The 24,785-nt window shown below is 71.1% G+C and carries 18 protein-coding genes; 3 read left to right on the top strand and 15 right to left on the bottom strand.

Features of this window, described 5'->3' with window-relative positions; translation table 11 throughout:
• Positions 1–121 precede the first annotated feature (121 nt).
• Positions 122–2,101 carry a TIM-barrel domain-containing protein gene (locus ACIRD7_RS14320; protein ID WP_403453119.1) on the top strand — a complete coding sequence of 660 codons (1,980 nt, stop codon included), beginning with the start codon at positions 122–124 and terminating at the stop codon, positions 2,099–2,101.
• Between the two features lie 15 nt (positions 2,102–2,116).
• Here the strand turns inward: ACIRD7_RS14320 and ACIRD7_RS14315 are convergent, their stop codons facing one another.
• From ACIRD7_RS14315 to ACIRD7_RS14260, 12 genes are all read right to left on the bottom strand, one after another.
• Positions 2,117–2,839 (bottom strand): FadR/GntR family transcriptional regulator, encoded by a 723-nt coding sequence (locus ACIRD7_RS14315; RefSeq protein WP_403453118.1) that lies wholly within the window; start codon positions 2,837–2,839, stop codon positions 2,117–2,119.
• Positions 2,830–3,843 (bottom strand): aldo/keto reductase, encoded by a 1,014-nt coding sequence (locus tag ACIRD7_RS14310; protein WP_403453117.1) that lies wholly within the window; start codon positions 3,841–3,843, stop codon positions 2,830–2,832. The genes ACIRD7_RS14315 and ACIRD7_RS14310 overlap by 10 nt, the downstream gene beginning before the upstream one ends.
• A gap of 35 nt (positions 3,844–3,878) precedes the next feature.
• A complete protein-coding gene (locus ACIRD7_RS14305; protein WP_403453116.1) occupies positions 3,879–4,916 on the bottom strand; it encodes a PfkB family carbohydrate kinase in 1,038 nt (345 codons plus the stop codon).
• Positions 4,913–5,545, bottom strand: coding sequence for a bifunctional 4-hydroxy-2-oxoglutarate aldolase/2-dehydro-3-deoxy-phosphogluconate aldolase (locus ACIRD7_RS14300; RefSeq protein ID WP_403453115.1), 633 nt, complete (start codon positions 5,543–5,545; stop codon positions 4,913–4,915). The genes ACIRD7_RS14305 and ACIRD7_RS14300 overlap by 4 nt, the downstream gene beginning before the upstream one ends.
• Positions 5,542–6,303 (bottom strand): SDR family oxidoreductase, encoded by a 762-nt coding sequence (locus tag ACIRD7_RS14295; RefSeq protein WP_403453114.1) that lies wholly within the window; start codon positions 6,301–6,303, stop codon positions 5,542–5,544. Before ACIRD7_RS14295 ends, ACIRD7_RS14300 begins: the two co-directional genes overlap by 4 nt.
• Positions 6,300–7,343, bottom strand: a complete 1,044-nt coding sequence (locus ACIRD7_RS14290) for a zinc-binding dehydrogenase (RefSeq protein WP_403453113.1) — start codon at positions 7,341–7,343, stop codon at positions 6,300–6,302. The genes ACIRD7_RS14295 and ACIRD7_RS14290 overlap by 4 nt, the downstream gene beginning before the upstream one ends.
• Positions 7,340–7,777: an RbsD/FucU domain-containing protein gene (locus ACIRD7_RS14285; protein WP_403453112.1), complete on the bottom strand. Its 438-nt coding sequence runs from the start codon at positions 7,775–7,777 to the stop codon at positions 7,340–7,342. The genes ACIRD7_RS14290 and ACIRD7_RS14285 overlap by 4 nt, the downstream gene beginning before the upstream one ends.
• Positions 7,768–8,670, bottom strand: a complete 903-nt coding sequence (locus ACIRD7_RS14280) for an amidohydrolase family protein (protein ID WP_403453111.1) — start codon at positions 8,668–8,670, stop codon at positions 7,768–7,770. Before ACIRD7_RS14280 ends, ACIRD7_RS14285 begins: the two co-directional genes overlap by 10 nt.
• Entirely contained in the window at positions 8,663–9,997 is a 1,335-nt protein-coding gene (locus ACIRD7_RS14275) for an L-fuconate dehydratase (RefSeq protein WP_403453110.1), read from the bottom strand. The genes ACIRD7_RS14280 and ACIRD7_RS14275 overlap by 8 nt, the downstream gene beginning before the upstream one ends.
• 95 nt (positions 9,998–10,092) lie before the next feature.
• Positions 10,093–11,136 carry an ABC transporter permease gene (locus tag ACIRD7_RS14270; RefSeq protein ID WP_403453109.1) on the bottom strand — a complete coding sequence of 348 codons (1,044 nt, stop codon included), beginning with the start codon at positions 11,134–11,136 and terminating at the stop codon, positions 10,093–10,095.
• Positions 11,129–12,691, bottom strand: a complete 1,563-nt coding sequence (locus tag ACIRD7_RS14265; RefSeq protein WP_403453108.1) for a sugar ABC transporter ATP-binding protein — start codon at positions 12,689–12,691, stop codon at positions 11,129–11,131. Before ACIRD7_RS14265 ends, ACIRD7_RS14270 begins: the two co-directional genes overlap by 8 nt.
• Positions 12,692–12,737: 46 nt before the next feature.
• Complete coding sequence (locus ACIRD7_RS14260) at positions 12,738–13,802, bottom strand: sugar ABC transporter substrate-binding protein (protein WP_403453107.1); 1,065 nt, start codon at positions 13,800–13,802, stop codon at positions 12,738–12,740.
• 471 nt (positions 13,803–14,273) lie between these two features.
• Here ACIRD7_RS14260 and ACIRD7_RS14255 point away from each other — a divergent pair, with 471 nt between their 5' ends.
• Both ACIRD7_RS14255 and ACIRD7_RS14250 read left to right on the top strand, forming a co-directional pair.
• On the top strand, positions 14,274–16,505 hold the full coding sequence (locus ACIRD7_RS14255; RefSeq protein ID WP_403453106.1) for an alpha-L-fucosidase: 2,232 nt from the start codon (positions 14,274–14,276) through the stop codon (positions 16,503–16,505).
• A 520-nt stretch (positions 16,506–17,025) separates the two neighbouring features.
• Positions 17,026–17,979 carry an expansin EXLX1 family cellulose-binding protein gene (locus ACIRD7_RS14250; RefSeq protein ID WP_403453105.1) on the top strand — a complete coding sequence of 318 codons (954 nt, stop codon included), beginning with the start codon at positions 17,026–17,028 and terminating at the stop codon, positions 17,977–17,979.
• A 30-nt stretch (positions 17,980–18,009) separates the two neighbouring features.
• On the opposite strand, the gene yicI is transcribed toward ACIRD7_RS14250, so the two are convergent.
• The 3 genes from yicI to ACIRD7_RS14235 are packed head-to-tail and all read right to left on the bottom strand — an operon-like array spanning position 18,010 to position 24,592.
• Complete coding sequence (gene yicI, locus ACIRD7_RS14245; protein ID WP_403453104.1) at positions 18,010–20,298, bottom strand: alpha-xylosidase; 2,289 nt, start codon at positions 20,296–20,298, stop codon at positions 18,010–18,012.
• Positions 20,295–21,695, bottom strand: a complete 1,401-nt coding sequence (locus ACIRD7_RS14240; protein ID WP_403453103.1) for a GH1 family beta-glucosidase — start codon at positions 21,693–21,695, stop codon at positions 20,295–20,297. Before ACIRD7_RS14240 ends, yicI begins: the two co-directional genes overlap by 4 nt.
• On the bottom strand, positions 21,692–24,592 hold the full coding sequence (locus ACIRD7_RS14235; RefSeq protein WP_403453102.1) for a glycoside hydrolase family 3 C-terminal domain-containing protein: 2,901 nt from the start codon (positions 24,590–24,592) through the stop codon (positions 21,692–21,694). The genes ACIRD7_RS14240 and ACIRD7_RS14235 overlap by 4 nt, the downstream gene beginning before the upstream one ends.
• Between the last annotated feature and the right edge of the window lie 193 nt (positions 24,593–24,785).

Raw genomic sequence — 24,785 nt, 5'->3', positions numbered from 1 at the left:
GACACGGGGAGCCATACATAGGACGTCAAAGGGGCCGCGTTGGCGCACCACCGGCCCGAACCTTCCCCCAGAAGTGGACCACTCCGACCGCGGGATGACTCCCGCTCCGAGAGGAATCGCCTTGCCCTACAGCATCCGCGCGGGCGGTCTGGAACGGCACACCGCCGAAGAGATCCTCCGTATCGAGGCCTGGGGCCCCCACGGCGTCCGGGTCCGGGCCGCTGCCGGGGCCCTCGACCCCGACGCCCCCGGCGCGTTGGAGAGCTCCTCCCCCGCCCCGCACGCCGAACTGTCCGCACGGGACGACGGATCCGCCCGCCTGGTCAACGGCCGCATCGCCGTCGAGGCCTCGGCCCACGGCCGGCTGCGGTTCCTGCACGCCGACTCGGGTCGTGAACTGCTCGCCGAGAAGGCTCCGTACCACCACCACGACGGTCCCCGCGTCCATGCGGCGGGCGGCCGTACGGAACAGCACTTCGAGGGGTACGACGGTGAACGGCTGCACGGCCTCGGACAGCATCTGCACGGGCTCCTGGACCAGAAAGGCTGTGTGATCGACCTGGTCCAGGGCAACACCGTGGCCGCCATCCCCTTCCTGCACTCCTCGCGCGGCTACGGACTGCTGTGGAACAACCCCGCCACCGGCCGTGTCGAGCTGGGCACCGACACCACCCGGTGGACCGCCGACGGCGGCGGGCGCGTCGACTACTGGGTCACCGCGGGCGACATCCCGGCCCAGATCATCGACGCGTACACCCACGTCACCGGACGGCCGCCCCTCCTGCCCGACTGGGCGTCCGGCTTCTGGCAGTCGAAACTGCGCTACCGCACCCAGGACGAACTCCTCGCGGTGGCACGGCAGTACAAGGAGCGCGGACTGGCGCTGTCCGTCATCGTCTGCGACTTCTTCCACTGGCCGAGCATGGGCGACTGGCGTTTCGAGGAGAGCGAGTGGCCCGATCCCGCCGCCATGGTCAAGGAGCTCACCGAACTCGGGGTGCGGCTGGCGGTCTCGGTGTGGCCGACCGTCGAGCCCGGCAGTGACACCTACGACGAACTGCGCGCGTCCGGGCACCTCGTGCGGGACGCGGACGGCGGCCTCCTCACCTTCCCATGGCCGTCGCGCAGCACCGAGGAACCGATGCGCCCGATGGCGTACTACGACGCCACCCACCCCGGAGCGCGCGCCGCACTGTGGCAGCGGTTGCGCGACAACTACCATGCACTGGGCGTGAGTTGCTTCTGGCTGGACGCCTGCGAGCCCGACCTGAGCCGGGAGGCCGCCGAGCGCGCCGTCTACGCCGCCGGGCCGGCCTCCGAAGCCGCGCACCTCTACCCCGTGCTGCACACCCGTGCCGTCGCCGAGGGCCTGGCCGCGGCCGGCGACGACCGGCCGCTGTCGCTGGTCCGGTCCGCGTGGGCCGGCAGCCAGAAGTACGGCTCCGCGCTGTGGTCCGGCGACATCCCCACCACCTTCGACTCCCTGTCGCGCCAGATCAGGGCCGGACTGAACGTCGCGATGAGCGGCATCCCGTGGTGGAACACCGACATCGGCGGCTTCGGCGGCGGCGACCCGGACGACCCCGCCTACCGCGAGGTGCTGATCCGGTGGTTCCAGTACGGCACCTTCAGCCCCGTCATGCGCCTGCACGGCGACCGTGAACCCAACCACCCCACGTTCTCCGCGGACATGAGCGGCGGGCCGAACGAGGTCTGGTCCTACGGCGAAGAGGCTTACGGCATCCTCCGGGAGCACCTGCGGTTGCGCGAGCGGCTGCGCCCGTACCTGAGGGAGCTGTCGGAGGAGGCCCACCGCACGGGCGCGCCGCCGATGCGCCCGCTGTTCTTCCAGTTCCCCGACGACGAGCGGGCCTGGGACGTGGACGACCAGTTCCTGCTCGGTCCGGATGTGCTGGTCGCGCCCGTGTACGAGGCGGGCGCGCGGACCCGTCGGGTGTACCTGCCGTCCGGAGCACACTGGCTCGATCCGGTCACCGGGCGCACGGTGGCGGGCGGTACGACACTCGACGCCGACGCTCCGCTGGAGCGCGTCCCCGTCTTCGTACGCGAGGGGGCGGCCGTCGCGGCGCGGTTCGGCTGACCGGACGTACGCCCGTCACTTCTCCTTGGTCGTCCCGAAGGGCAGGGGTTCGCCCGAGCGCAGGTGCTCCTTCAGCCACTGCTCGGTGTTGTTCACGTGCAGCAGGGCCGCGGCCTGGCTGAGGGCGGCGTCGCGGGCGGACAGGGCGTTGAAGATCGCCTCGTGCTCGGCCAGGGTGCGGCCTCCGGCCTTGTCGTCGACCAGACCGCGCCAGATACGGGCGCGCAGCGTGCGGCCGGAGATCCCTTCCAGGAGGGTGAGGAGGGTCTCGTTGCCGGTGGCCGAGACCACGGCGCGGTGGAAGGCGGCGTCGTGGACGTTGAGCCGTTCGACGTCGTCGCGGGCCTCACGCATCGCGTCCAGGTGCCGCTTCACCTCCGCCAGCTGCTCATCGGTGATCCGCGTGGCGGCGAGTGCCGTGGCCATCGGCTCGAGGAGGCGCCGAACCTCCATGAGGTCCTGCAAGGCGACCGAGTCGCCCTGCAGCAGTTCCACCGCACCGCCGAGCCCCTCAAGCAGCAGGCTCGGCTGGAGACTGGTCACATACGTGCCGTCGCCCCGCCTGACCTCCAGGACCCGCGCGACGGCCAGCGCCTTGACCGCCTCGCGGGCGAGGTTGCGGGACAGCCCCAGCTGCGCGGCCAGGTCCGGCTCCGGCGGGAGCTTCGAGCCCGGGGGCAGGGCACCGGTCCGGATCAGCTCACGGATCTGCTCGATGGCCTTGTCCGTCAGAGACACCGCACACCCCTCCCCCCATCGTGCTCCCAGAGCACGTCCGACCTGATCAGCCCTTGCGCGCGCAGATCGTCCCAGAGGCCGTCCGGAACGCGCTGACCATGGAGTTCCACGTTCTGTTCGACCTGTTCCGGAGTCCGCATGCCGAGGGTGACGTTGATGATACTGGGGTGGGTATGCGGGAAGGCGATCGCGGCCGCGGGCAGGGTGGTCCCGTGTGCGGTGCAGACCTCTGCGATCGCCCGGGCACGGGCGACCATGGCCGGCCGGGCGTCCTGGTAGTCGTACTTCATGCCCTCGGTCGGCCGGTCTCGGGAGAGCAGTCCGGAGTTGAAGACGCCGACGGCGACGACGCTCTTGCCGTGTTCCCGCGCCGCGGGCAGGACGTCGTCCAGTGCGGACTGGTCGAGGAGCGTGTAGCGGCCGGCGAGCATCACCACGTCGGCGGCGGTCTCGCGCAGGAAGCGGGCGAGCATCGCCGACTGGTTCATGCCGGCGCCGATCGCGCCGACCACGCCCTGGTCGCGCAGGTCGGCGAGTGCGGGCATGGCCTCCTCGGCGGCCTGCCGCCAGTGGTCGTCGGGATCGTGCAGGTAGACGATGTCGAGGCGGTCAAGGCCGGTGCGCTCCAGGGTGTCCTCGATGGAGCGCAGTACGCCGTCGCGGCTGAAGTCCCACTGCCGGCGCAGGTCGTCCCGTACGACGAAACCCTCGCTGTCCATGCCGCGTGGCCGCTCGTTGGGCACCAGCAGCCTGCCCACCTTGGAGGAGACGACGTACTCGGCGCGCGGGCGGCCGCGCAGGGCGGCGCCCAGGCGGCACTCGGAGAGGCCGAGGCCGTAGTGCGGTGCGGTGTCGAAGTAGCGGATGCCGGCGTCCCACGCCGTGTCCAGGGCGGCGTTCGCGTCGTCGACCGGGGTGACGCGGTAGAGGTTGCCGATCACGGATGCCCCGAAGCCGAGCCCGGTGAGTGAGACGGCCGTGTTCTGGATCTTCCGCTGGTGCAAGTCGTGCTCCTGGGTACGGGCGGTGGGGGCGCCGGTCAGCGTCTGACGTGGGGCGAGCCGCCCGCGACGAGCGCCTCGACCTCGGCGAGCGAGGCCATGGAGACGTCTCCGGGCGTGGTCATGGTGAGCGCGCCGTGCGCGGTGCCGTAGGCGAGGGCGCGTTCGAGGCCGGTGCCGGCGAGCAGGCCGTGGATCAGGCCGGCGGCGAAGCCGTCGCCGGAGCCGATGCGGTCCAGGACGTGCAGGCCGGGCATCCGGGGGCCGGTGACGCATCCCGTTTCGGCGGACCAGGCGGCGGAGGACCAGTCGTTGACGCCGGCCGAGGGCACCTCGCGCAGGGTGGTCGCCAGCACCTTCGCGTCGGGCAGGAGGGCGGCGAGGGAGGCGAGTGCGTCGGGCACCTCGTCGGCACCGACCCGCACGTCGCCGGGGTGCGTCCCGGACAGGCCGAGGGCGCCCACCACGACGTCGGCGTGCCGGGCCAGGCGCAGGTCGACCTCGCGGGCCCGGTCGGCTCCGCCCCGGCCGGCCCAGAGGCTGGGGCGGTAGTTGGGGTCGTAGGAAACGGTGACGTCGTGGCGGCGGGCCGCTGCCATGGCCTCGTCGGCGACGTCCGCCGTGGTGTCGGACAGGCCCGCGAAGATGCCGCCGGTGTGGAACCAGCGCACTCCGGCCGAGAACACCGCGTCCCAGTCGACGTCTCCCTTCCGCAGCTGGGAGACGGCGGTGTGGGCGCGGTCGCTGACACCCAGCGCGCCGCGGATGCCGTAGCCGCGCTCAACGAAGTTGAGGCCGTTGCGGGCGGTGCGGCCGATGCCGTCGTCGGGTGTCCAGCGGATCAGGGAGGTGTCGACGCCGCCCTGGAGGATCAGATCCTCGACGAGCCGGCCCACGGCGTTGTCGGCGAGGGCGGTCACGACGGCTGTGCGCAGCCCGAAGCAGCGCCGCAGTCCGCGTACGACGTTGTACTCGCCGCCGCCCTCCCAGACCTGGAAGGAACGGGCGGTGCTGATCCGTCCCTCACCCGGGTCGAAGCGCAGCATCACCTCACCCAGGGCCACCACGTCGATCACGTCACGCTCCTCTCCACCGCTTCGGCGGTCAGCCGGCGGATCTCCTCGTAGTCGCCCCGCCGCAGGTGTTCCGCGGTGGCCATCCAGCTGCCGCCGACGGCGAGGACCGCCGGGTGGGCGAGGTAGGCGGCCAGGCGGGAGGCTCCGATCCCGCCGGTCGGCACGAAGCGCGTACCGGGGAAGGGAGCCGCGAGCGCGCGCAGCGTCCGCAGGCCGCCGAGCGGCTCGGCTGGAAAGAGCTTGACCGTGTCTAGGCCCGCCTTCAGGGCGCGCATCAGCTCGGTGGCGGTGGCGACGCCGGGCACCACCGGCACGTCCAGCTCGCGGCACTTCGCGACGACTTCCTCGTCGAAGCCGGGCGAGACCACGAACCGGGCCCCGGCCCACACGGCCCGCTCCGCCTGCTCGGCGGTGAGGACCGTGCCGGCGCCGACGGTCAGGCCACCGTGTGCCGCCATCTCCTTGAGCACCTGCTCGGCGTCCGGCGTGCGGAAGGTGACCTCGGCGCACCGGGCACCACCCGCCGCCAGCGCGTCGGCCAGCGGGCCGGCTGTCGGGACGCGCCGCACCGTCAGGACCGGCATCAGGCGGGCGCCGGCCAGTACGGCGCTCAGGTCGCCGCCGCTCATCGGCCGAGCCATCCGCCGTCGACGGGCAGGGTGACGCCGTGGACGTAGGCGGCGGCGTCCGAGGCGAGGAACACCGTGGCGCCCCCCAGGTCGTCGGCGTCGCCCCAGCGTCCGGCCGGGATGCGGTCGAGGATCGCCTTGCTGCGCACGGGGTCGTCCTGCAGCGCCTGGGTGTTGTCGGTGGCGATGTAGCCGGGCGCGAGCGCGTTGACGTTCACCCCGTGCGGCGCCCACTCGTTGGCCAGCGCCTTGGTCAGCCCGGCGATGCCGTGCTTGGCCGCGGTGTAGCCGGGGACGGTGATGCCGCCCTGGAAGCTGAGCAGCGAGGCGGTGAAGATGACCTTCCCCTGTCCGCGGGCCACCATCGGGGCGCCGACCGCACGGGTCAGCGCGAACTGCGCGTTGAGGTTGACCTGGAGCACCAACTCCCAGTCCGCGTCGGTGTGTTCGGCGGCCGGAGCGCGGCGGATGGTGCCCGCGTTGTTGACCAGGATGTCCACCGGCCGCTCACGCCCGGCGAGGTCCGCGCCCAGTGCCCGTACGGCCTCGGGGTCGGCGAAGTCCGTCCGGATCGCCTCGAACGTACGGCCCGCGGCGAGGACGTCCTTCTCCACCGCGCTGCCGGACTCCTCCAGCGAGGCGCTCACTCCGATGATGTCGGCGCCGGCCTCGGCGAGCGCGCGGGCCATGGCCCGGCCGATGCCGCGCCGGGCCCCGGTGACGACGGCGAGCTTCCCGGTGAGGTCGAAGGCGGTCATGCGGTGGCTCCCTGGGTGTCGTCGGTGCAGTCCACGAGGATCTTCATCACGTTGCCACCGCCCTCCAGCGCCTCGAACGCGGCGGGCGCCTCGGTGAGCGGGACGACCTTGCTGATCAGCCGCTCGGCCGGGATGGTGCCGTCCGCGACCAGGGCCACCGCATTCTCGAAGTCGGAGCGGTCGTACAACCGGGCGCCGATGAGGGTGAGTTCGCGCCAGAAGAAGCGGTGCAGGTTGATCTCACGGGGCCGGGGGTGGATGGCGACCAGGCACAACCGGCCCCGCACACCCAGCACGTCCACGGCCGTGTCCACGCCACCGGCCGCGCCGGACACCTCGAAGGCGACGTCCGCGCCCGCGTCCCCGGTCCACTCACGGACCAGCTCGGGCACGTCAGTGGCCGCCGGATCCCAGGTGGCCAGCCCCAACTCTTCGGCAAGCAGCCGACGGTGCGGGCTCAGCTCCACCACCCGGACCTCGGCGCCAGCGGCCCGCGCGACCAACGCGATCAGGATGCCGACCGGCCCGCCGCCGACCACCACGACCTTCTCGCCCTCGGCGACCTTCGCCCGGCCCACGTCGTGCACGGCCACCGCGGTCGGCTCCACCAGCGCGGCCCGGTCCAGCGCGAGCGACTCCGGCAGCCGGATCAGCGTCGAGGCCGGCACCGTCCAGCGCTGCTGCATCGCACCCGGGGAGTCGATGCCGATGAAGTCCAGGTGCTGGCAGACGTGTTGATGGCCGGCGCGGCAGGCCGGGCAGGTGTCGTCCCAGCGCAACGGCATCACCGTGACCGCGTCACCGGGCGCCCAGCCCTCCACTCCCGGCCCGACCCGCACGACCCGGCCGGACATCTCATGCCCCAGAACGGCGGGCGTCCGGACCCGCGCGTCCATGTCGCCGTGGAAGATGTGCAGATCGGTACCGCAGATACCGACGAAGGCGGGCGCCAGCTCCACCTCGCCGGGTCCCGGCGGGAAGGGCTCGACGGGAGCCGTGTCCAGGGTGCGGGCGGACGTGTAACGGGCGGCGAGTGTCATCGTGTCGTCAGGGTCCCTTCAGCGCGGACGCCGATGGTCAGCAGCAGGTTGGCGTAGGTACGGGTGTCGGCGGTGACGATCGCCAGCGCCAGGTCGGGCGAGCGGGCGGCGTCGTAGAACTCGAAGCGGCCGAGCGTTTCGACGGGGACGGGCGCCAGCATCGAGCGGTACTCGGCGATGGCGGGCGGCTCCGGTTCGCCCTCGGGCGGCACCATGACGTGGGCCGACTCGACGGGCAGGGCGCGCAGCAGGACGTCGAGGACGGTGGTGACGTCGAGCAGGCCGGGGGCCAGGTTGAGGTGGACGGTCCGGGCGCGCTCGCCGGTGGCGGTGCTCGCGGGGTAGTGGCCGTCGGCGAGCAGTACGCGGGCGCCGTGGCCGGCTCCGGCCAGGGATTCGAGGCTCCCGGGGTGCAGCAGTTCCGTCAGGAGCACGACGTCCCCTCCTTCGTCGGGTCAGGGGTCAGGCGGTAGAAGGCGGTCGCGGTACCGGCGAGCACCGCGTGGATCTCGGTGCCGGAGCAGCCGTCGAGGAGTTCGTCCACGGTGGCGGCCCAGCGGTTCCAGCCGCCCGCGAGGTTGGCGACCGGCCAGTCGGAGCCGAACATCAGGCGATCGGGGCCGAAGGCGGAGAGCAGTACGTCCCACACGGGGCGGATGTCGTCGACGGTCCACCTCTCGTGGTCCGCCTCGGTGATCAGCCCCGACACCTTGCAGACCACGTGCGGGTGAGCGGCCAGCAGACGCACCTGGCGTTCCCAGTCGGCCAGTTCACCGCCGGCGAGCGGCGGCTTGCCTGCGTGGTCCAGCACGAGTGGCAGCTCGGGGAGCCACCGCGCGAGACGGATCGCCTGCGGGAACTGGTGGCTGCGGATCAGCACGTCGTATCCGAGCCCGCGCTCCGCGACCGCCCGCAAGCCCCTTTCCACTTCCGGCCGCCCGAGCCACTGCGGGTCGGACTCGTCCTGCACGACGTGGCGCAGGGCCCGCAGATACCGGCCCGCGTGCCCGGTGCGCAGGTCGTCGAGTACGTCGCCGATCACGGGGGACGTCAGGTCCGCCCAGCCGACGACCGCGCCGATCAGGGGGTCGCTGTCGGCCAGGACGAGCAGGTCGCGGGTCTCGGGCACGGAGGCGACGCACTGCACGACCACCGTGCTCGTCAGCCGCCGTCCGGCGATCGGCCGGGTCGCGGCCGATCGCAGGGCGTGCGAGCTGAAGTTGCGGCGGATCGGCTCGTGCGCGGGCTCGTCCAGCCAGGGCTGCGGCCGGACGTCCAGGTCCCAGACGTGGTGGTGGGCGTCGACGAGGGCCTCGGCGTCAGGCACGGGCGGTCCAGACGGGGCCGTCGGGGTAGGCGTACTCCTTGAGGGACTCGGGGTGCATCTGCGCGCTCAGCCCCGGCAGCGTGGGGGCGAGGTAGTGGCCGTCGACGATGCGGACCGGGTCGACGAAGTGCTCGTGCAGGTGGTCGACGTACTCGATGACGCGGTCCTCGGTCGTGCCGGAGACAGCGACGTAGTCGAACATCGACAGGTGCTGGACCATCTCGCACAGGCCCACGCCACCGGCGTGCGGGCAGACCGGGACGCCGAACTTCGCGGCGAGCAGCAGGATCGCGATGTTCTCGTTGACTCCGCCGACCCGCGCGGAGTCGATCTGGACGATGTCCACCGCGCCGGCCTGGAGGAGCTGCTTGAAGACGACGCGGTTGGCGACGTGCTCGCCGGTGGCGACCTTGATGGGGCTGACGGCCTTGCGCACGGCGGCGTGGCCGAGGATGTCGTCGGGTGAGGTGGGCTCCTCGATCCAGTACGGCTGGTAGGGGGCCAGGGCGCTCATCCAGTCGATCGCGGGCTGGACGTCCCACCTCTGGTTGGCGTCCACGGCGATGCGGATGCCGTCGCCGACGGTCTCGCGCGCGGTGCGCATGCGGCGTACGTCGTCCTCCAGGGACGCGCCGACCTTCAGCTTGATCTGGGTGAAGCCGTCGGCGACGGCCTGGCGGGCGAGGCGGGCCAGCTTCTCGTCGGAGTAGCCGAGCCAGCCGGGGGTGGTGGTGTAGGCGGGGTAGCCCTGGTCGATGAGGCGGCCGATGCGCTGCTCGCGGCCGGGCTCGGCGCGGCGCAGGATGTCCAGCGCCTCCTCGGGGGTGAGGGCGTCGGACAGCCAGCGGAAGTCGACCTGGGCGACCAGGTCTTCGGGCGACATCTCGCCGAGGAAGCGCCATACGGGCTTGCCGGCCCGCTTGGCGGCCAGGTCCCAGGCGGCGTTGACGACCGCGCCGGTCGCCATGTGGATGGCGCCCTTCTCGGGGCCGAGCCAGCGCAGTTGGGGGTCGTGGACGAGGGAACGGGAGAACGAGCCGAGGTCGGCGCAGACTTCGTCGACCGACAGGCCGACCACGTGCGGGGCGAGCGCGGCGATGGCGGCGGCCTGGACGTCGTTGCCGCGCCCGGTGGTGAACGCCAGGGCGTGGCCTTCGTGGCCGTCGCCGGCGTCGGTGCGCAGGACGACGTAGGCGGCGGAGTAGTCGGGCTCGGGGTTCATCGCGTCCGACCCGTCCAGGTGCTCGGACGTCGGGAAACGCACGTCCAGGACGTCCAGGGCGATGATGCGGGCGGTGGCAGGTGCGGCGGACAGGGCGGATGACATGGCGGCGACTCCGGTGAAGGCAGGGGCGGGTAGGGCCCTTGCGACGAGATGGGGGTGCGGTGGGGGGTGAGGGGCGGCCGGACCGGCCGCCCGGTTCACTCCTGGACCTTGCCGCCCGTGATGCGCGAGATGGTCAGCGCGACCAGGATGATCAGGCCGTTGAGGGCGCCGATCCACTGGGCGGGGACGCCGGCCAGCGTCAGCACGTTCTGGATCATGAAGAGCAGCAGGATGCCGCTGAACGCGCCGAACATGGTGCCCTTGCCGCCGTTGAGGCTGATCCCTCCGATGACGGCGGCGGCGAAGACGGTGAAGATGTAGCCGTTGCCCTGCGCCGAGGCGACGGAGGCCAGACGGCCGGAGAGCATCAGTCCGGCGAGGGCGGCGAGCACGCTGCCGGTGACGATGACGATCCACAGCACCCGGTCGGTGCGGATGCCGGCGGCCTTCGCCGCGTCGACGTTGCCGCCGATGGCGTACAGCGAGCGCCCGAAGCTCGTCCAGCCGAGGAGCACGATCGCGACGGCGAACAGCGCCAGGCAGATCCAGATCGACGCGGGCATCCCGAACCACTGTGCGGTGCCGAGGTAGAGCATCGACTCCGGCAGCTGGAAGAAGGTCTGGCCGCCGGATATGCCGGTGAGGATGCCGCGCAGGACGATCAGCATGCCGAGGGTGACGATGAAGCCGTTGAGACCGAAGCGGATGATGAGCAGGGCGTTGATCACACCGACGAGCGCGCCCACGGCGAGGGTGAGGGGGACGGCCCACGCGCCGGGGAGCAGTCCGAGTCCATGGGTCGCGCCGGCGGGCACCACCAGCCAGGCCGCGACACCGGGCGCGAGGCCCATGGTGGACTCCAGTGACAGGTCCATCTTCTTGACGATCAGGACCATCGTCTGGGCGAGGACCAGCAGGGCGATCTCGGACATGGTCTGCAGGACGTTGATGAGGTTGTCGGCCTGCAGGAAGACCGGGTTGACGATCTGTCCGACGATCGCGATGACCACGATGGCCGGAACGAGCGCGAGGTCGCGCAGGCGGGCCAGGGGGATCCGGCCGCCGAGCAGCGCGGTCCGCTTCGGCCGCGGAGCATCCGGGGCCTTGGCGGCGGTGTCCGCGAGGACGGTCTCAGGCATGCAGGTCCACTCCTTCCATCGCGGCCACGAGGTCGTGGTCGTGCCAGCCGCGGGCGATCTCTGAGGTCACTCGGCCCTGGAACATCACCAGGACCCGGTCGCACATGCGCAGGTCGTCGAGTTCGTCGGAGGCGATGAGCACTCCGGTGCCGGTGTCCGCGGTCTCCTCGACCTTGCCGAGGAGGAACTCCTTGGAGCGCACGTCCACGCCCGCGGTGGGGTTGATCAGGACCAGCAGCCGGGGGTCGTCGGCGAGGGCGCGGGCCATGACGACCTTCTGCTGGTTGCCTCCGGACAGGGCGGAGACGGGCAGGTCGGGGCCGGGGGTCTTGATCGCGAGGTTCTCGATCATGCCTTCGGCGAGCCGGTCCCGGCGGCCGCGGTCGAGGAAGCCGTTCTTGCCGAGCCGCTTCGGCACGGACAGGGTGGCGTTGTCGGCGATCGACATGTCGGGAACGAGGCCCTGGTGGTGCCGGTCCTGGGGCACGAACCCGGCGCCGGCGGCGAGCGCCGCGGGCACGCTGCCCGGCCGGGGGCGTTTGCCGGCGATCTCCACCTGGCCGGCCGTCGCCGCCCGCAGTCCCACGACGGTCTCGGCGACCTCGGTACGGCCGCTGCCGGCCGCCCCCGCGAGCCCGACGATCTCCCCGGCACCCACCCGGAAGGTGACGCCGTGGTAGGTGTCGCCGTCCAGGCCGCTGACGTCCAGGGCCGCCGTGGCACCGGAGTCCAGCGAACTCCTGCGTTCCTCGCGGCTGTCGGCGGCGGCCTCGCCGGTCATGGCCGCGACGAGTTCGGTGCGGGGGAGCTCGCCGACCGGCGCGGTCACGATGTGCCGGGCGTCCCGGAACACCGTCACCATGTCGCAGATCTCGTAGACCTCCTGCAGGTGGTGACTGATGAACAGGAAGGTCACGCCCTGCCGTTGGAGGTCGCGGATGCGGTCGAAGAGCCGGTTGATCGCCGCGCCGTCGAGCTGGGCGGTCGGCTCGTCGAGGATGATGAACCGCGCCCCGAAGGACAGGGCCCGGGCGATCTCGACGAACTGCCGCTGCTCGACGCTCAGGTCACCGGCCGGGGTCTGCGGGTCGACGTCCACGGACCAGGTCGACAGCAGGTCCTGGGCCCGGCGGCGGGTGGCCTGCCAGCTGATGAGCCGGCTCTGTCCGCGGTCGTGCCGGTTCAGGAAGAGGTTCTCGGCCACGGTCAGCGTGGGGATGATCGTCGACTTCTGGTAGACGCAGGCCACACGCTGCCGCCATGCGTCGCGGTCCGACAGCCGGGGAGCCGGGGCGCCGCCGAAGGTGACCGTTCCCTCGTCCGGGGACTGGAGGCCGGTGAGCACGGACACCAGGGTCGACTTGCCGGCTCCGTTGCGGCCGACGAGCGCGTGGGTCTCGCCGGGCCTGATGGTGATCCGGGCGCCGTCCAGGGCCACCGTCGGACCGAATCGTTTGACTATGCCCGCCGCCTCGACGACGGGCGGGCCGGAAAGGACCCGTCCGTCGTCCGCCGGGGCGGGCGCGGGGGTGACTGCTCGCTCCCCGTCGCTCATCTCAACCGCCTTGTGTGCGTACGCCGTTGCCGTACCGGATGGGCCGTCATCCGAGGTTGTTGCCCCACAGCGACTTGTCGTCGCTCTTGACGCTGGGGACGCCGCCGTAGGTGCCGCCGTCGGCGGTGACCAGCGGCGCGGACAGCTGGTCCTCCAGCAGACCGTCACGGACCTGGATGATCGTGCTGTCGTGGTCGGTCTTGCCGGGCTTGAACGTCTTCCCGTCGATCGCGGCCTTCAGGTAGTACAGGGCGTACTTGGCGTAGAGGTCGGCCGGCTGGGAGACCGTGGCGTCGATCTTGCCCGCGGCGATGGACTTGAGCTCCTCGGGGATGCCGTCGTTGGAGACGACGAAGACGTGCTTCCTGTCCTTCGGGTCGACCAGCAGGCCCTTCTGCTTGAGGACCTGGAGCGTGCCGGACAGGGCGAAGCTGGACTGCATGTAGATGCCCTTGATGTCCGGGTGGGCGGTCAGGTCCGTCTGGAGCTTCTGCGCGGCGACCGCGCCGTCCCAGTTGGTGGCCTCACCGAACACCTTGACGTCCGGGTAGTTCTTCTTCATGCACTCGTTGAACGCCTCGGTGCGGTCACGGCCGTTGATGGAGTCCAGGCCGCCCTGGAGCATGACGACCTTGCCCTTGCCGCCCAGCTTGGTGCCCAGGTACTGACAGGCCTTCTCGCCGTACGCGCGGTTGTCGGCGCGCACGACCATGAACACGTTGCCGGTGTCGGGGCGGGTGTCCACGGTGACGACCGGGATCTTCTTCGCCTCCAGCTGCGCCAGCGTCGGCGCGATGGCGGCCGTGTCCTGCGGGGCCATCGCGAGGCCCTTGACGCCCTGGCTGATGAACGTCTGCGCGTTGGCGGTCAGCTTGGCGACGTCGTTCTGCGAGTTGGTGGTCTTCAGGTCCAGCCCCAGCTCCTTGCCGTACTGGGGCGTGTACTTGATGTAGGAGTTCCAGAAGTCGGTGTCGGAGCGGGGGTAGTCGACGCCGACCAGCGGCGCACCACTCGACGACGCCGAGGTGCTGGAGCCACCGCCGCAGGCGCTGAGCAGCGCCAGTGCGGAGAGGGCGGAGACAGCGGAACAGAGGGCGGTTCTGAGTCTCATCGGTGCTTCCTCGCGCCGGTCCCGTAGTGGGAGTTGTTTCGCATCGACGACATCTGCGTATCGCCGGTGCGATAGAGATGGGATGTTTATAGGCGGGTCCCCGGAGCGCTGTCCAGACCCTCGTTGGCGTTAGTAACGAAATGCCAGCTCAGCACTCACCCAGGGGCAGGGAATTTCTTCGCGCGAGCAAGATCCATCCCATCAATCCCGGCCGTGGGGCGCCCGTGAACGGCCGCAGGATCCTCACAGACATGCCATGTTTGTGGAGTCTCAAATCGCCCCAAACATGGATCGAGATGCCTCAACTGCCCGACCGAAAGGCGCTTTTCATCCCTGCACGCCGGTTGACATGTCGGGGACACATGGCGGACCTTCATGCGTAACAAGCGGCGCCCTGTGCACAACGGGTCACGCCGCCTCGTGTCCCCTTGCAGCCCCCTCTGTCCCCTCCTGCACAAGGGATGTCTCTCCATGTCGAGTTCGATCAACAGACGCCACTTCATGGCCGGCGCCACCTGTGTGGCCGCGGCCGCCGTTGCCGGAGGTGTCTTCGGCTCCGGTGTCGCCCACGCGGCGCCCAGCACCTACACGCCCGACTGGAACTCGGTCGACCAGCATCCACCGGCCCCGGAGTGGTTCCAGGACGCGAAGTTCGGGATCTACTTCCACTGGGGCGTCTTCAGCGTCCCCGCCTACGACAACGAGTGGTACCCGCGGAACATGTACCAGGCGGGGAGCAACGCCAACCAGCACCACATCGCGACCTACGGCCAGCCGTCGGCGTGGCCGTACCACAACTTCATCAACGGAGCGCGGGACCTGGCGGGCAACGCCGTGCAGTTCGCGCCGAAGCTGAAGTCGGCCGGCGGGAAGTTCGACCCCGAGGAATGGGTGCAGCTGTTCGTAGACGCCGGCGCGAGGTTCGCCGGCCCGGTCGCCGAGCACCACGACGGCTTCTCCATGTGGGACAGCCAGGTCAACGAGTGGAACTCGGTGAAGAAGGGCCCGGGCCTGGACCTGCTGAAGCTCTTCTCCACGGCCGTCCGCGCGAAGGGCCTCAAGCTGCTGGTGGCCATGCACCACGCGTACAACTTCACCGGCTTCTACGAGCATGCCCCCGCGCAGACGGACCCGAGCCTCAAGAAGCTCTACGGGCAGCTGGGGTCGGCCGCGGAGAACCAGCTCTGGTTCGACAAGCTCAAGGAGGTCGTCGACCGCGCCCAGCCCGACATCCTGTGGCAGGACTTCAATCTGGACGCCGTCGACGAGCAACAGCGCCTCAACTTCCTTGCGTACTACTACAACCAGGCGGGCAGCTGGGGCCGTGAGGTCGTCACCACGTACAAGGACGGCATGAACGGCAAGGGCGAGGTCTTCGACTACGAGCGCGGCGGCCCGGCCGACATCACCAAGCCGTACTGGCTGACCGACGACAGCATCTCCAGCAGCAGTTGGTGCTACACCCAGGGGATCGGCTACTACACGCTCCAGCAGATGCTGCACTCGTTCCTCGACCGGGTCAGCAAGAACGGCAACGTGCTGCTGAACATCGCGCCCATGGCCGACGGCACCATCCCCCAGGCGCAGAAGGACATCCTGCTCGGCATCGGCGACCACCTGAAGCGCTTCGGCGAGTCGGTGTACGCGACCCGCGCCTGGACCGAGTACGGCGAGGGCCCGACGAAGATGGGCGGCGGCTCGTTCACCACCCCGCACGCCGGTACTCCGCAGGACATCCGCTTCACTCGCAACAAGTCCGGCAACGTCCTGTACGCCACCGTCCTGGGCTGGCCGGGCAGTTCACTGACGATCAAGACCCTCAGCTCGGACCGGATCAACCTCTCGTCGCTGACCTCGGTCAAGCTCCTCGGCTCCACCGCCGGCACCTACCTCGACCTGCCCACGCCAGCCCAGAGCTCCTCCGGCCTGACGGTCACCCTGCCCTCCTCCACGCCGTACAGCGCGAACGCCTACGTCCTGAAGCTGACCTTCTCCGGCACGATCCCGGGGCTGCGGCCGCTCGCCGGAGCCGTCGCCTTCGGGGACGTCAACTACAGCGGCTCCTCGGCCGTACTCACCGTCGGTGACTACACCACGGCCGACCTCACTTCGGCCGGGCTGGGCGCGGGCAGCATCTCCTCCCTCCGGCCGGCCCTCGGATACCGGGTGACCGGCTACTCCGGGGACAACTTCACCGGCACCTCCTGGACGTTCACCGCCGACAACCCCGACCTGCGGGTCACCGGCAACAACGACCAAATCGCCTCCCTGCGGGTCCAGTTCAACCCGGCGACGTACTTCCGGATCACCAACGCCACCAACGGACTCGCCCTGGACAGCGGCGGCGGCGTGGCCTCCGGGTCCAACCTCAAGCAGTGGACCTGGAACGGCAGCAACAACCTGCAGTGGCAGGCGGAGGCCGTCGGCGGCGGCTACTACCGGCTGGTCAACCGGACGAACGGCATGGTCGCCGACGGCTGGGGCGCCACCTCCGACGGCTCTCCGGCCCGCCAGGCCCCCTGGAACGGCGGCACCAACCAGCAGTGGAAGATCACCCACCGGGGCGGCGACCGCTACTCGATCGCCAACCGCACCACCGGCCTGGTCCTCGACGGCGGCGGCAACGTCGAGTCGGGCTCCGTCGCCAAGCAGTGGACGTACGGCGGCAGCACCAACCTGCTGTGGAGCTTCACGGCCGTCTGATCCCCTGTCTCCCCCGACTCCCGCCGCCGCCCGGATTCCGTTCCAAGCCGGCCGGGCGGCGGTGGGTCACCACGACAGGCGGACGGTAGTTGGTCCACGGCCACGTCGAACGCGAGCGAGCCTCCCGGCGTGACCTGGCAGCCGGCCGTGACCGGCTGCCCCAGCCGGGCGACGCCCAGGGTGGACAACCGGGTTCGCCGCCGCGGACCGGCCGCGGCCGTCCTCGACCGGCCGCCTCGCTCCGGCCGGAGGTCCGTGAACAGGCGGCGATGTGTTCGGGGCGGAAGCGCTCGGAGCTCCGCCGAGCCGCTGCGCCCATCCGCCCGCGCTCGAACTCGTTCTCGATCAGACGGCACAGCGCGTCGGCGAGCGCGTCCTGCGCCGACCAGCGGGAGCACCCCCGCCGACAGGCTGGACTCGGACGAGCCCGGTGAGAAATCCTCGGCATCGGCGGCAACCTTTCCGCTCCCGGCGACCACTGGGCAGTGCACCATCGGCTCGATCTTCCGAACGGACAGGTATGCAGACAGCAAGGCAGGCCGCGCGGCAGCGCAGGCACAGACGCCGGCTCATACTGGGCACCACGTTGGCACTGACCGCCGCGAGCGCGCTCGCCTACCTGGTCATGGGGGTACTCCCCGACGACCGGGCGGACACGGTCGCGGTCGCGCCCACACCCGTCGCCACCACCCAGGTGACGACCGCCACCCCGACCAGGACGAGCACCCCGACCGCGTCGGGGAAGCCGACGCCCACCAGCAGCCCCAGTCCGAAGGCCACCGCGGCCACCGCGTCGCCACGCCCGTCGGCAACTGGAACCCCACAGCCCCGGCGAACGGCGTCCACCACGGCGGTATCGGCGGGGCGGATCCGGCCCGGCACCAGCTACACCGGGGTCGCCACCGCCTACGAGGCCGCGGACGGAAACGGCGCCTGCCTGTTCGGCCCGAGCCCCGACCTCATGATCGCGGCCATGAACACCACGGACTACGAGACGTCCAGGGCGTGCGGCGCGTACGTGCTCGTGCGCGCGGCCAACGGCAAGTCGATCACCGTACGGATCACCAACGAATGCCCGTCACCCTGCGCACCCGGGCAGATCGACCTCAGCCAGCAGGCCTTCGCCAAGCTCGCCGACCTCAAGGTCGGCCGGATCCCGATCACCTGGCGGCTGCTGAGCCCCAGCACCTCCGAGACGATGTCCCTCAGGTACAAGACCGGGTCCAGCCCCTATTGGTGCGCCATCCAGGCGATCGGCCACCGCAACCCGGTCGCCCGCCTGGAGGTCCAAGCCGGCGGCGGCTGGCGGCAGTTGCCCCGCACGGAATACAACTACTTCATCTCCGCCGACGGCAGCGGGTGCGGCGGCTCGATCAGAGTCACCGACATCTACGGGGAACGCCTGACCGTCAACGGGATCGCACTACGGCCGGACGTCAAGCAACTGACCGGGGTGCAGTTCGCCAGGCACTGACGCGGCCAGTTCGAGGGCCCTGGCGGGCGCTCACTGCTCGTAACGCAGCTCGGCCCTCCCCCGCCCCGCAGCATTGGCGTACACCGTGCCACCAGGCCCGCCGACCCGCAGTCGCCAGGGATGCGGGCTGTCGGTCGTGACGCTCAGGCGGTCTCCCTCGCGGTGGACGTCGAAGTGGGTCGTCTCGCCGAGGGCGTCCGTGCGGGGGATCGCCACCGTGCGGCAGGCGCCGTCCGTGAAGGCGTGGATCCGCAGTTCGATGTCGTCCGCCCAGGCCGACACCGGGTGCTGGTCGTCGGCGGCGAGGGGGATGACGGAGTCGGGGCGGGCGAGCAACGGCAGGGTGTGGAAGCCGTGTTGTTCGCGCACCCAGCGGGGGCCGGTGACCTGGGTGCCGGTGAGGATATTGGTCCACGTGCCCTCGGGCACGTAGTACTCGACCGTGCCGTCGTCCGTGAAGACGGGCGCGACGAGCAGGTCCTCGCCGAGCATGTACTGCCGGTCCAGCACCGCGGCGGTCGGGTCTTCGGGGAACTCCAGGACCATGGCCCGCATCACGGGGATGCCGGTGGTGTGGGCCTGCTGGGCGGCGCGCTGGAGGTAGGGGGCGAGGCGGTTCTTGAGGAGGGTGAACTCGCGGGTGACCTCGACGGCTTCCTCGCCGTAGTCCCACGGCACGCGGTACGAGTTGCTGCCGTGCAGGCGGCTGTGCGAGGAGAGCAGGCCGAACTGCACCCACCGCTTGAAGACGGTCGGCGTCGGGGTGCCCTCGAAGCCGCCGATGTCGTGGCTCCAGAAGCCGAACCCGGACAGGCCGAGCGAGAGTCCGCCGCGCAGTGACTCGGCCATGGCTTCGAAGGTGGAGTAGCAGTCGCCGCCCCAGTGCACGGGGTACTGCTGGCCGCCGGCGGTGGCCGAGCGGGCGAACAGCATCGCCTCGCCCTCGCCGCGCTCCTCGCGCAGCAGGTCGAAGACGGCCTGGTTGTAGAGGTGGGTGTAGTAGTTATGCATCCGCTCCGGGTCGGAGCCGTCGTGCCAGACGACGTCGGTGGGGACGCGTTCGCCGAAGTCGGTCTTGAAGCAGTCCACACCCTGGGCGAGCAGGGTGCGCAGCTTGTCGATGTACCAGTCGCGGGCGGCCGGGTTGGTGAAGTCGACCAGGGCCATACCCGGCTGCCACAGGTCCCACTGCCACACGCTGCCGTCCGGGCGGCGCAGGAGGTAGCCCTCGCGCATGCCCTCCTCGAACAGCTCGGACTTCTGGGCGATGTAGGGGTTGGTCCAGGCGGAGATCCGCAGTCCCCGGTCCTTCAGCCGGGTCAGCATGCCCGCCGGGTCGGGGAAGGTCTCGGCGTCCCACTCGAAGTCGCACCACTGGTAGGCGCGCATCCAGAAGCAGTCGAAGTGGAAGACGCTCAGCGGGATGCCGCGCTCGGCCATGCCGTCGATGAAGCGGCCCACGGCGGCCTCGTCGTAGTCGGTCGTGAACGACGTGGTCAGCCACAGGCCCAGTGCCCAGGCGGGCGGCAGCGCCGGGCGGCCGGTGAGCGCGGTGTAGCGCTCCAGGACCTGCTTCGGGGTCGGCCCGTAGACGACGAAGTACTCCAGCGACTGGTCCTCGACGCTGAACTGGACCTGCCCGACGGCCTCCGAGCCGACCTCGTAGGCGACCTTGCCGGGGTGGTTCACGAAGACGCCGTAGCCGCGGTTGGTCAGGTGGAACGGGATGTTCTTGTAGGCCTGTTCGCTGCTGGTGCCGCCGTCGGCCTGCCAGATGTCCACCACTTGCCCGTTCTTGACGAACGGGGTGAAACGTTCGCCCAGGCCGTAGACCAACTCTCCTACGCCCAAGGCGAGTTGGCCGACCATGTGGTGGCGGCCCTCGGCGTCGGTGACGAAGCCGGTGCCGCGCTCGCCGACCGAGGTCAGCACGCGTCCGCCGGCGGTGAACTCCAGCCGCCACGGCACTTCCGCGTCCACCCGCAGCGTCAGTTCGCCGGAGGACAGCTCCAGCGCCGCTCCGTCCCGGCGCACCTTGCCGGCGTCCGCTCCGGCGCCGGCGCCGGGCAACGCGAACTCCGGGCCCGGGCGCACCGATCCGGCGTGGTGGGTGGTCCGCACGCCGATGATCCCCTCGGCCGGGGACCAGCACTCGACCGTCAGCAGCGGGCTGTTGAGGGTCTGCCCACGTCGGACGACGTGTTTCACGGGTGCGTACAGGGTCATCCGGTGGTCGTCGGCGCGAACGTCGGCGACCTCGGTGGCGTAGCGGGCGGTGCAGCCCGGCCGCATCAGCCAGTAGCCGTCCGTGAACTTCATCGGGCAGGTTCCTCCGTCCCCGCGCGGTGCGCGGTGATCAGCCCTCGGTACCAGTGGTAGCTGTCCTTGGGGGTGCGGGTCAGGGTGGCGTAGTCGACATGGACGAGCCCGAAGCGCTGGTCGTAGCCTCGCGCCCACTCGAAGTTGTCCAGCAGCGACCAGGCGTAGTAGCCGCGTACGTCCACACCGGCGGCGACGGCGTCGGCCACTGCGGCGAGGTGGTCGGCGAGGTAGGCGATGCGGTCGGGGTCGTGGACGCGGCCGTCGGGTGAGACCGTGTCGGCCTCCGCGGAGCCGTTCTCGGTGATCCAGATCGGCGGCAACTGCGGGTAGCGGGCGTGGAGGTCGCGGAGCAGTTCGGTGAACGCGGACGGAACGACCGGCCAGCCCATGGTGGTGTGCCGGGTGCCGTACGGGTCCAGCTCGGTCACGCCGATGTCGACGGCGGTGCGCTGCTCGGGGTCGGCCGCTTGGTGCGGTGCGGCGGCCACGGTGAGGGGCCGGTAGAAGTTGAGGCCCACGAAGTCCAGCGGGGCGCCGATCAGTTCCAGGTCGCCCGGCCGCCGCCAGGGGCCGTCGGCGAGCCCGGCCCAGGTCTCGGTCTCGTCGCGGGGATGGCGTCCGGCGAAGAGCGGCTCGGTCCAGATCTCGTTGTGCAGGGTCTCGGCCCGGCGCAGGGCGGCGCGGTCCTCGGGACGGTCGGAAGCGGCGTGGATGCGGTCCAGGTTGAGGGTGATGCCGATCTCCCGGGCCCCCGAGGCGCGCAGGGCGCCCACGGCGAGACCGTGGCCGACGAGCAGGTGGTGGGCGGCGGCCAGGGCGCCCCGCCCCTCCCGCGCGCCGGGTGCGTGCCGGCCCTCGGCGTAGCCGACGAAGGCGGAGCAGTAGGGCTCGTTGAGGGTGATCCAGCGCTCCACCCGGTCGCCGTAGCGCTCGGCGGCGAGCGCCGCGTAGGCCGCGAAGGCCTCGGCGGTCTCCCGCACGCGCCACCCGCCACGGTCCTCCAGGGCCTGCGGAAGGTCCCAGTGGTAGAGGGTGACGGCTGGTGCGACACCGGCGGCCAGCAGGTCGTCGATGAGGCGGTCGTAGAAGTCCAGCCCCTTGGGGTTGACCGGTCCGACGCCCTCGGGCAGCAGCCGGGACCAGGCGATCGAGAAGCGATAACTGTCGACGCCGAGTTCGCGCAGCAGTGCCACGTCCTCGCGGTGGCGGTGGTAGTGGTCGGCGGCCACGTCGCCGGTGGCACCCGCGTGGGTGCGCCCGGGGGTGTGGCTGAAGGTGTCCCAGACGGACGGTCCGCGGCCGTCCTCGTCATGGGCGCCCTCGATCTGGTAGGCGGACGTGGCCGCGCCGAAGCGGAACCCGGCGGGCAGCTTCGGGAAAGGCGGGGTGCTCACTCGGAATCGTCCTCGCTGCTCTGGGTCGGCGCGTCGCGCACAACCGCGTCGTCGGTCGCGGTGAAGCGGAAGGAGGCCAGTCGGAAGTCGCCGCGCAGGGCGAGGCACAGGTCGTGGTGACCCTCGCCCGGTATCGCCGTCGCGGCGGTCACGGTCGTCCAGCTGCGGCGGTCGCCGGTGGCCGGTACGGCGATCTCCGCGAGGAGGTGGGCTCCTGCCCGTACCTCCAGCAGCGCCTCCCCCGGTCCGGTGGACTCGCGGGCGACCTCGGCCTCGAAGCGTGCCGCCCCGGACAGGTCGACGGAGCGGAAGTGCACGGTAGCGGGCCGCGCGGGATCCGCCGGGGCGACGGCGTCGCCCCGCTCGCGGGTGGCGTCGACCAGGGTGATGCCGGAGTAGTCGTCGAAGTCGACGGCGAGGGTACGCCGGCCCACGAGTGCGCGCGGTGCGGGTGCGGTGCCGCTGACGGTGAGTGGTGCGCGAAGGACGATGTCCTCGGCCGAGCGGGCGACGAGCACCTCGTAGCGGCCGGGATCGACGGTGAAGGCGCCCGCGGCCACGTCCCAGTGCGCCAGTCGTTCGGCGGGCAGGCGGAACGCCACCTCGCGGCTCTCCCCGGAGTCGAGCCGCACCTTGCGGAAGTCCGCGAGCCGCAGCCGGGGCGCCTCGTGGCGGGCGTCGACCGCGCGCACGTAGAGCTGGACCACCTCGCTCCCGTACATCGGGCCCGTGTTGACCAGGGTCACCGTGACGTCCACCGTCCCGTCCTGGGCCATGGCCGGCGCGGAGATCCGCAGGTCACGGTGGGCGAAGTCGGTGTAGGACAGGCCGTGTCCGAAGGGGTAGAGGGGCGCGGACCGGTGGTACTGGTACGTCCAGCCCGCCTTGATGATGTCGTAGTCGAGCTGGTGGGGCAGTGCGTCGTCGCCCCGGTACCAGGTCTGCGGCAGTCGGCCGGCGGGGTCGGCAGCGCCGAGCAGGACGGCGGCCAGCGCGTGACCGGTGTCCTGCCCGCCGTGGGACGTCCACACCACGGCGGGCAGGTGCTCTTCGGCCCAGTCGACCGCGTAGGGGTAACTGCTCATGACGACGAGGGCGGTTTCCGGGCGGACGGCGGCGACGGTGCGCAGCAGCGCTTCCTGCGTCTCCGGCAGGGCGATTCCGGTACGGTCCTCGGTCTCCCGGCCGTTGATCATCGGGTGGTTGCCGAGGACGACGACCGCCACGTCGGCCCGCTCGGCGGCAGCCCCGGCCTCTGCCGCACCGTCGCGTAGCAGTTCGCGATGCCAGCGCTCGGCCGCCTCGGGGTTCTCGGCGGTGACCCGCACCCGGCCGTCGGCGGGGTCGAGGGCCGCGTAGCGACCGGTGCGCACATGGCGGAGCACGACGTTGTCGCCCTCGCCGTCCGGGGCGGGCTCCAGAAGGAAGGTCTCGTCGACGAACCAGGACTTGATCAACGTCCGGTCCGCGACCAGCGCGGCGTCGTCAGCCATGGCCAGGTAACGGCCGGTGTCGGCGTCGCGCAGGGTGAGGACGCCGTCGCCCCACTCCTGGACGTCGAACGAGGTCCCCCCGAGGGGCTTGCCGGAGGTGCGGGAGAGCAGCGAGATCCGGTCGGCGCCCGAGACGCGGACGACCTCGCCGTGCCCTTCGAGCGCGCCCCGCAGACCGGTCGCGATGCCGACCTGGTACGGCAGGGTCCCGCTGTACCAGTCCTCGTACACGGCGTCGGCGTGCGGCCCGATGACGGCGATCCGCGGTGCGCGCCGTGGGTCCATGGGCAGCAGGCCGTCGTTCTTGAGCAGCACGACCGACTCGGTGGCGGCGCGCAGGGCGAGGGCACGGTGCTCGGGGCTGTCGATCACCTCCGGGCCGATTGCGGCGTACGGGTCGAGGTCGGGATCGAACTCACCGAGGCGGAACCGCAGTTGCAGCTGGCGCCGCACCGCCCGGTTCACGTCCTCCTCCTCGATCAGTCCGCCCTCCAGCGCCTGGCGCAGCCGGCCGATCACGGTCGCGCTGTCGTCGCGGTGGTCGGTGAAGCTGTCGATGCCGGCCTTCAGCGCGGCGGCGTGCGACGTGGGGTGATCGTCGAAGTAGTGCTCCAGCTCCACCAGGTTGCACGGTGCTTCCTCGTCGCTGACCACGAACAGTTCATGACCGGTCGGCCGCGCCCAGCGCCGCAGTTCGTCCTCCAGGAGGGGACTGACGTGACAGGGGCGGCCGTTGACCAGGTTGTAGGCGGCCATCGCGCCGGTGGCCGCGCCGGAGGCGATGATCGGGCGGAAGGCGGCCAGGTCGTACTCGTGCAGCACGCGTGGCCGCAGGCCGGAGGAGGTGACGGCGCGGCCGGTCTCGTTGTTGTTGGCGAGGAAGTGCTTGAGCACCGGGGCGGCGCGCAGGTAGTCGGGATGGTCGCCGGCCAGGCCCCGGCAGTAGGCGGTACCGAGGCGCGCCGTGTGCAACGGGTCCTCGGAGTAACCCTCCTCGTTACGGCCCCACCTCGGATCGCGCAGCAGGTTCACCACGGGCGACCAGATCTGCAGGCCGTTGGTGCCCGACCCCCACGGGGTGGGCCGGTGCCGGTGGAAGGCGCGCACCTCGACCGAGACCGCCTCGGCGACGGCGCGCACCAGATCCTCGTCCCATGTCGCCCCCAGCCCCACGGCCTGGGGAAACACGGTCGCCACACCCAGCCCGGCGACGCCGTGCAACGCCTCAGTCCCGGTGCGGAACGAGGCGATGCCCAGGCGCGGGACGGCCGGGACGTACTGGTGCAGCATGGCGAGCCGCTCGTCCAGGGTGAGCCGGTCCAGCAGGTCGTCGACACGCTTGCTCAGCGCGAGCGCGGGGTCGCGGAAGGGCGGCCGGGGAGCGCTGGAGGACGGAAGAGTCACTGGACAGTTCCCTCGGCAGTCGGGCGTGGACGGGCGGTGAAGGCGGGAATGGAGAACGAATTGTCGAAGCGCATCGACGCTGTCATTCTCGCTCACCGCCTGTCAATGGCCCAGTAGAGACAAAGTTTCCTCTCGCACAGCCCCTTGTTTCGCTCGAAACATGTCCGTTAACTTCCCTCGGAAGTGAAGCGCT

The sequence above is a fragment of the Streptomyces sp. NPDC093568 genome (genome assembly GCF_044764945.1).
Lineage (GTDB): Bacteria > Actinomycetota > Actinomycetes > Streptomycetales > Streptomycetaceae > Streptomyces.
Note: the sequence above shows the minus strand (reverse complement) of the source record. Positions and strands in the feature narration are given on the sequence as shown.

Bases quoted from the DNA above. Each gene is read 5' to 3' on its own strand.
- ACIRD7_RS14250 (WP_403453105.1), top strand. From the start codon at position 17,026: ATGCAGACAGCAAGGCAGGCCGCGCGGCAGCGCAGGCACAGACGCCGG.
- ACIRD7_RS14270 (WP_403453109.1), bottom strand. From the start codon at position 11,136: ATGCCTGAGACCGTCCTCGCGGACACCGCCGCCAAGGCCCCGGATGCT.
- ACIRD7_RS14275 (WP_403453110.1), bottom strand. From the start codon at position 9,997: ATGTCATCCGCCCTGTCCGCCGCACCTGCCACCGCCCGCATCATCGCC.
- ACIRD7_RS14260 (WP_403453107.1), bottom strand. From the start codon at position 13,802: ATGAGACTCAGAACCGCCCTCTGTTCCGCTGTCTCCGCCCTCTCCGCA.
- ACIRD7_RS14290 (WP_403453113.1), bottom strand. From the start codon at position 7,343: ATGACACTCGCCGCCCGTTACACGTCCGCCCGCACCCTGGACACGGCT.
- ACIRD7_RS14255 (WP_403453106.1), top strand. From the start codon at position 14,274: ATGTCGAGTTCGATCAACAGACGCCACTTCATGGCCGGCGCCACCTGT.
- yicI (WP_403453104.1), bottom strand. From the start codon at position 20,298: ATGAAGTTCACGGACGGCTACTGGCTGATGCGGCCGGGCTGCACCGCC.
- ACIRD7_RS14300 (WP_403453115.1), bottom strand. From the start codon at position 5,545: ATGAGCGGCGGCGACCTGAGCGCCGTACTGGCCGGCGCCCGCCTGATG.
- ACIRD7_RS14265 (WP_403453108.1), bottom strand. From the start codon at position 12,691: ATGAGCGACGGGGAGCGAGCAGTCACCCCCGCGCCCGCCCCGGCGGAC.
- ACIRD7_RS14295 (WP_403453114.1), bottom strand. From the start codon at position 6,303: ATGACCGCCTTCGACCTCACCGGGAAGCTCGCCGTCGTCACCGGGGCC.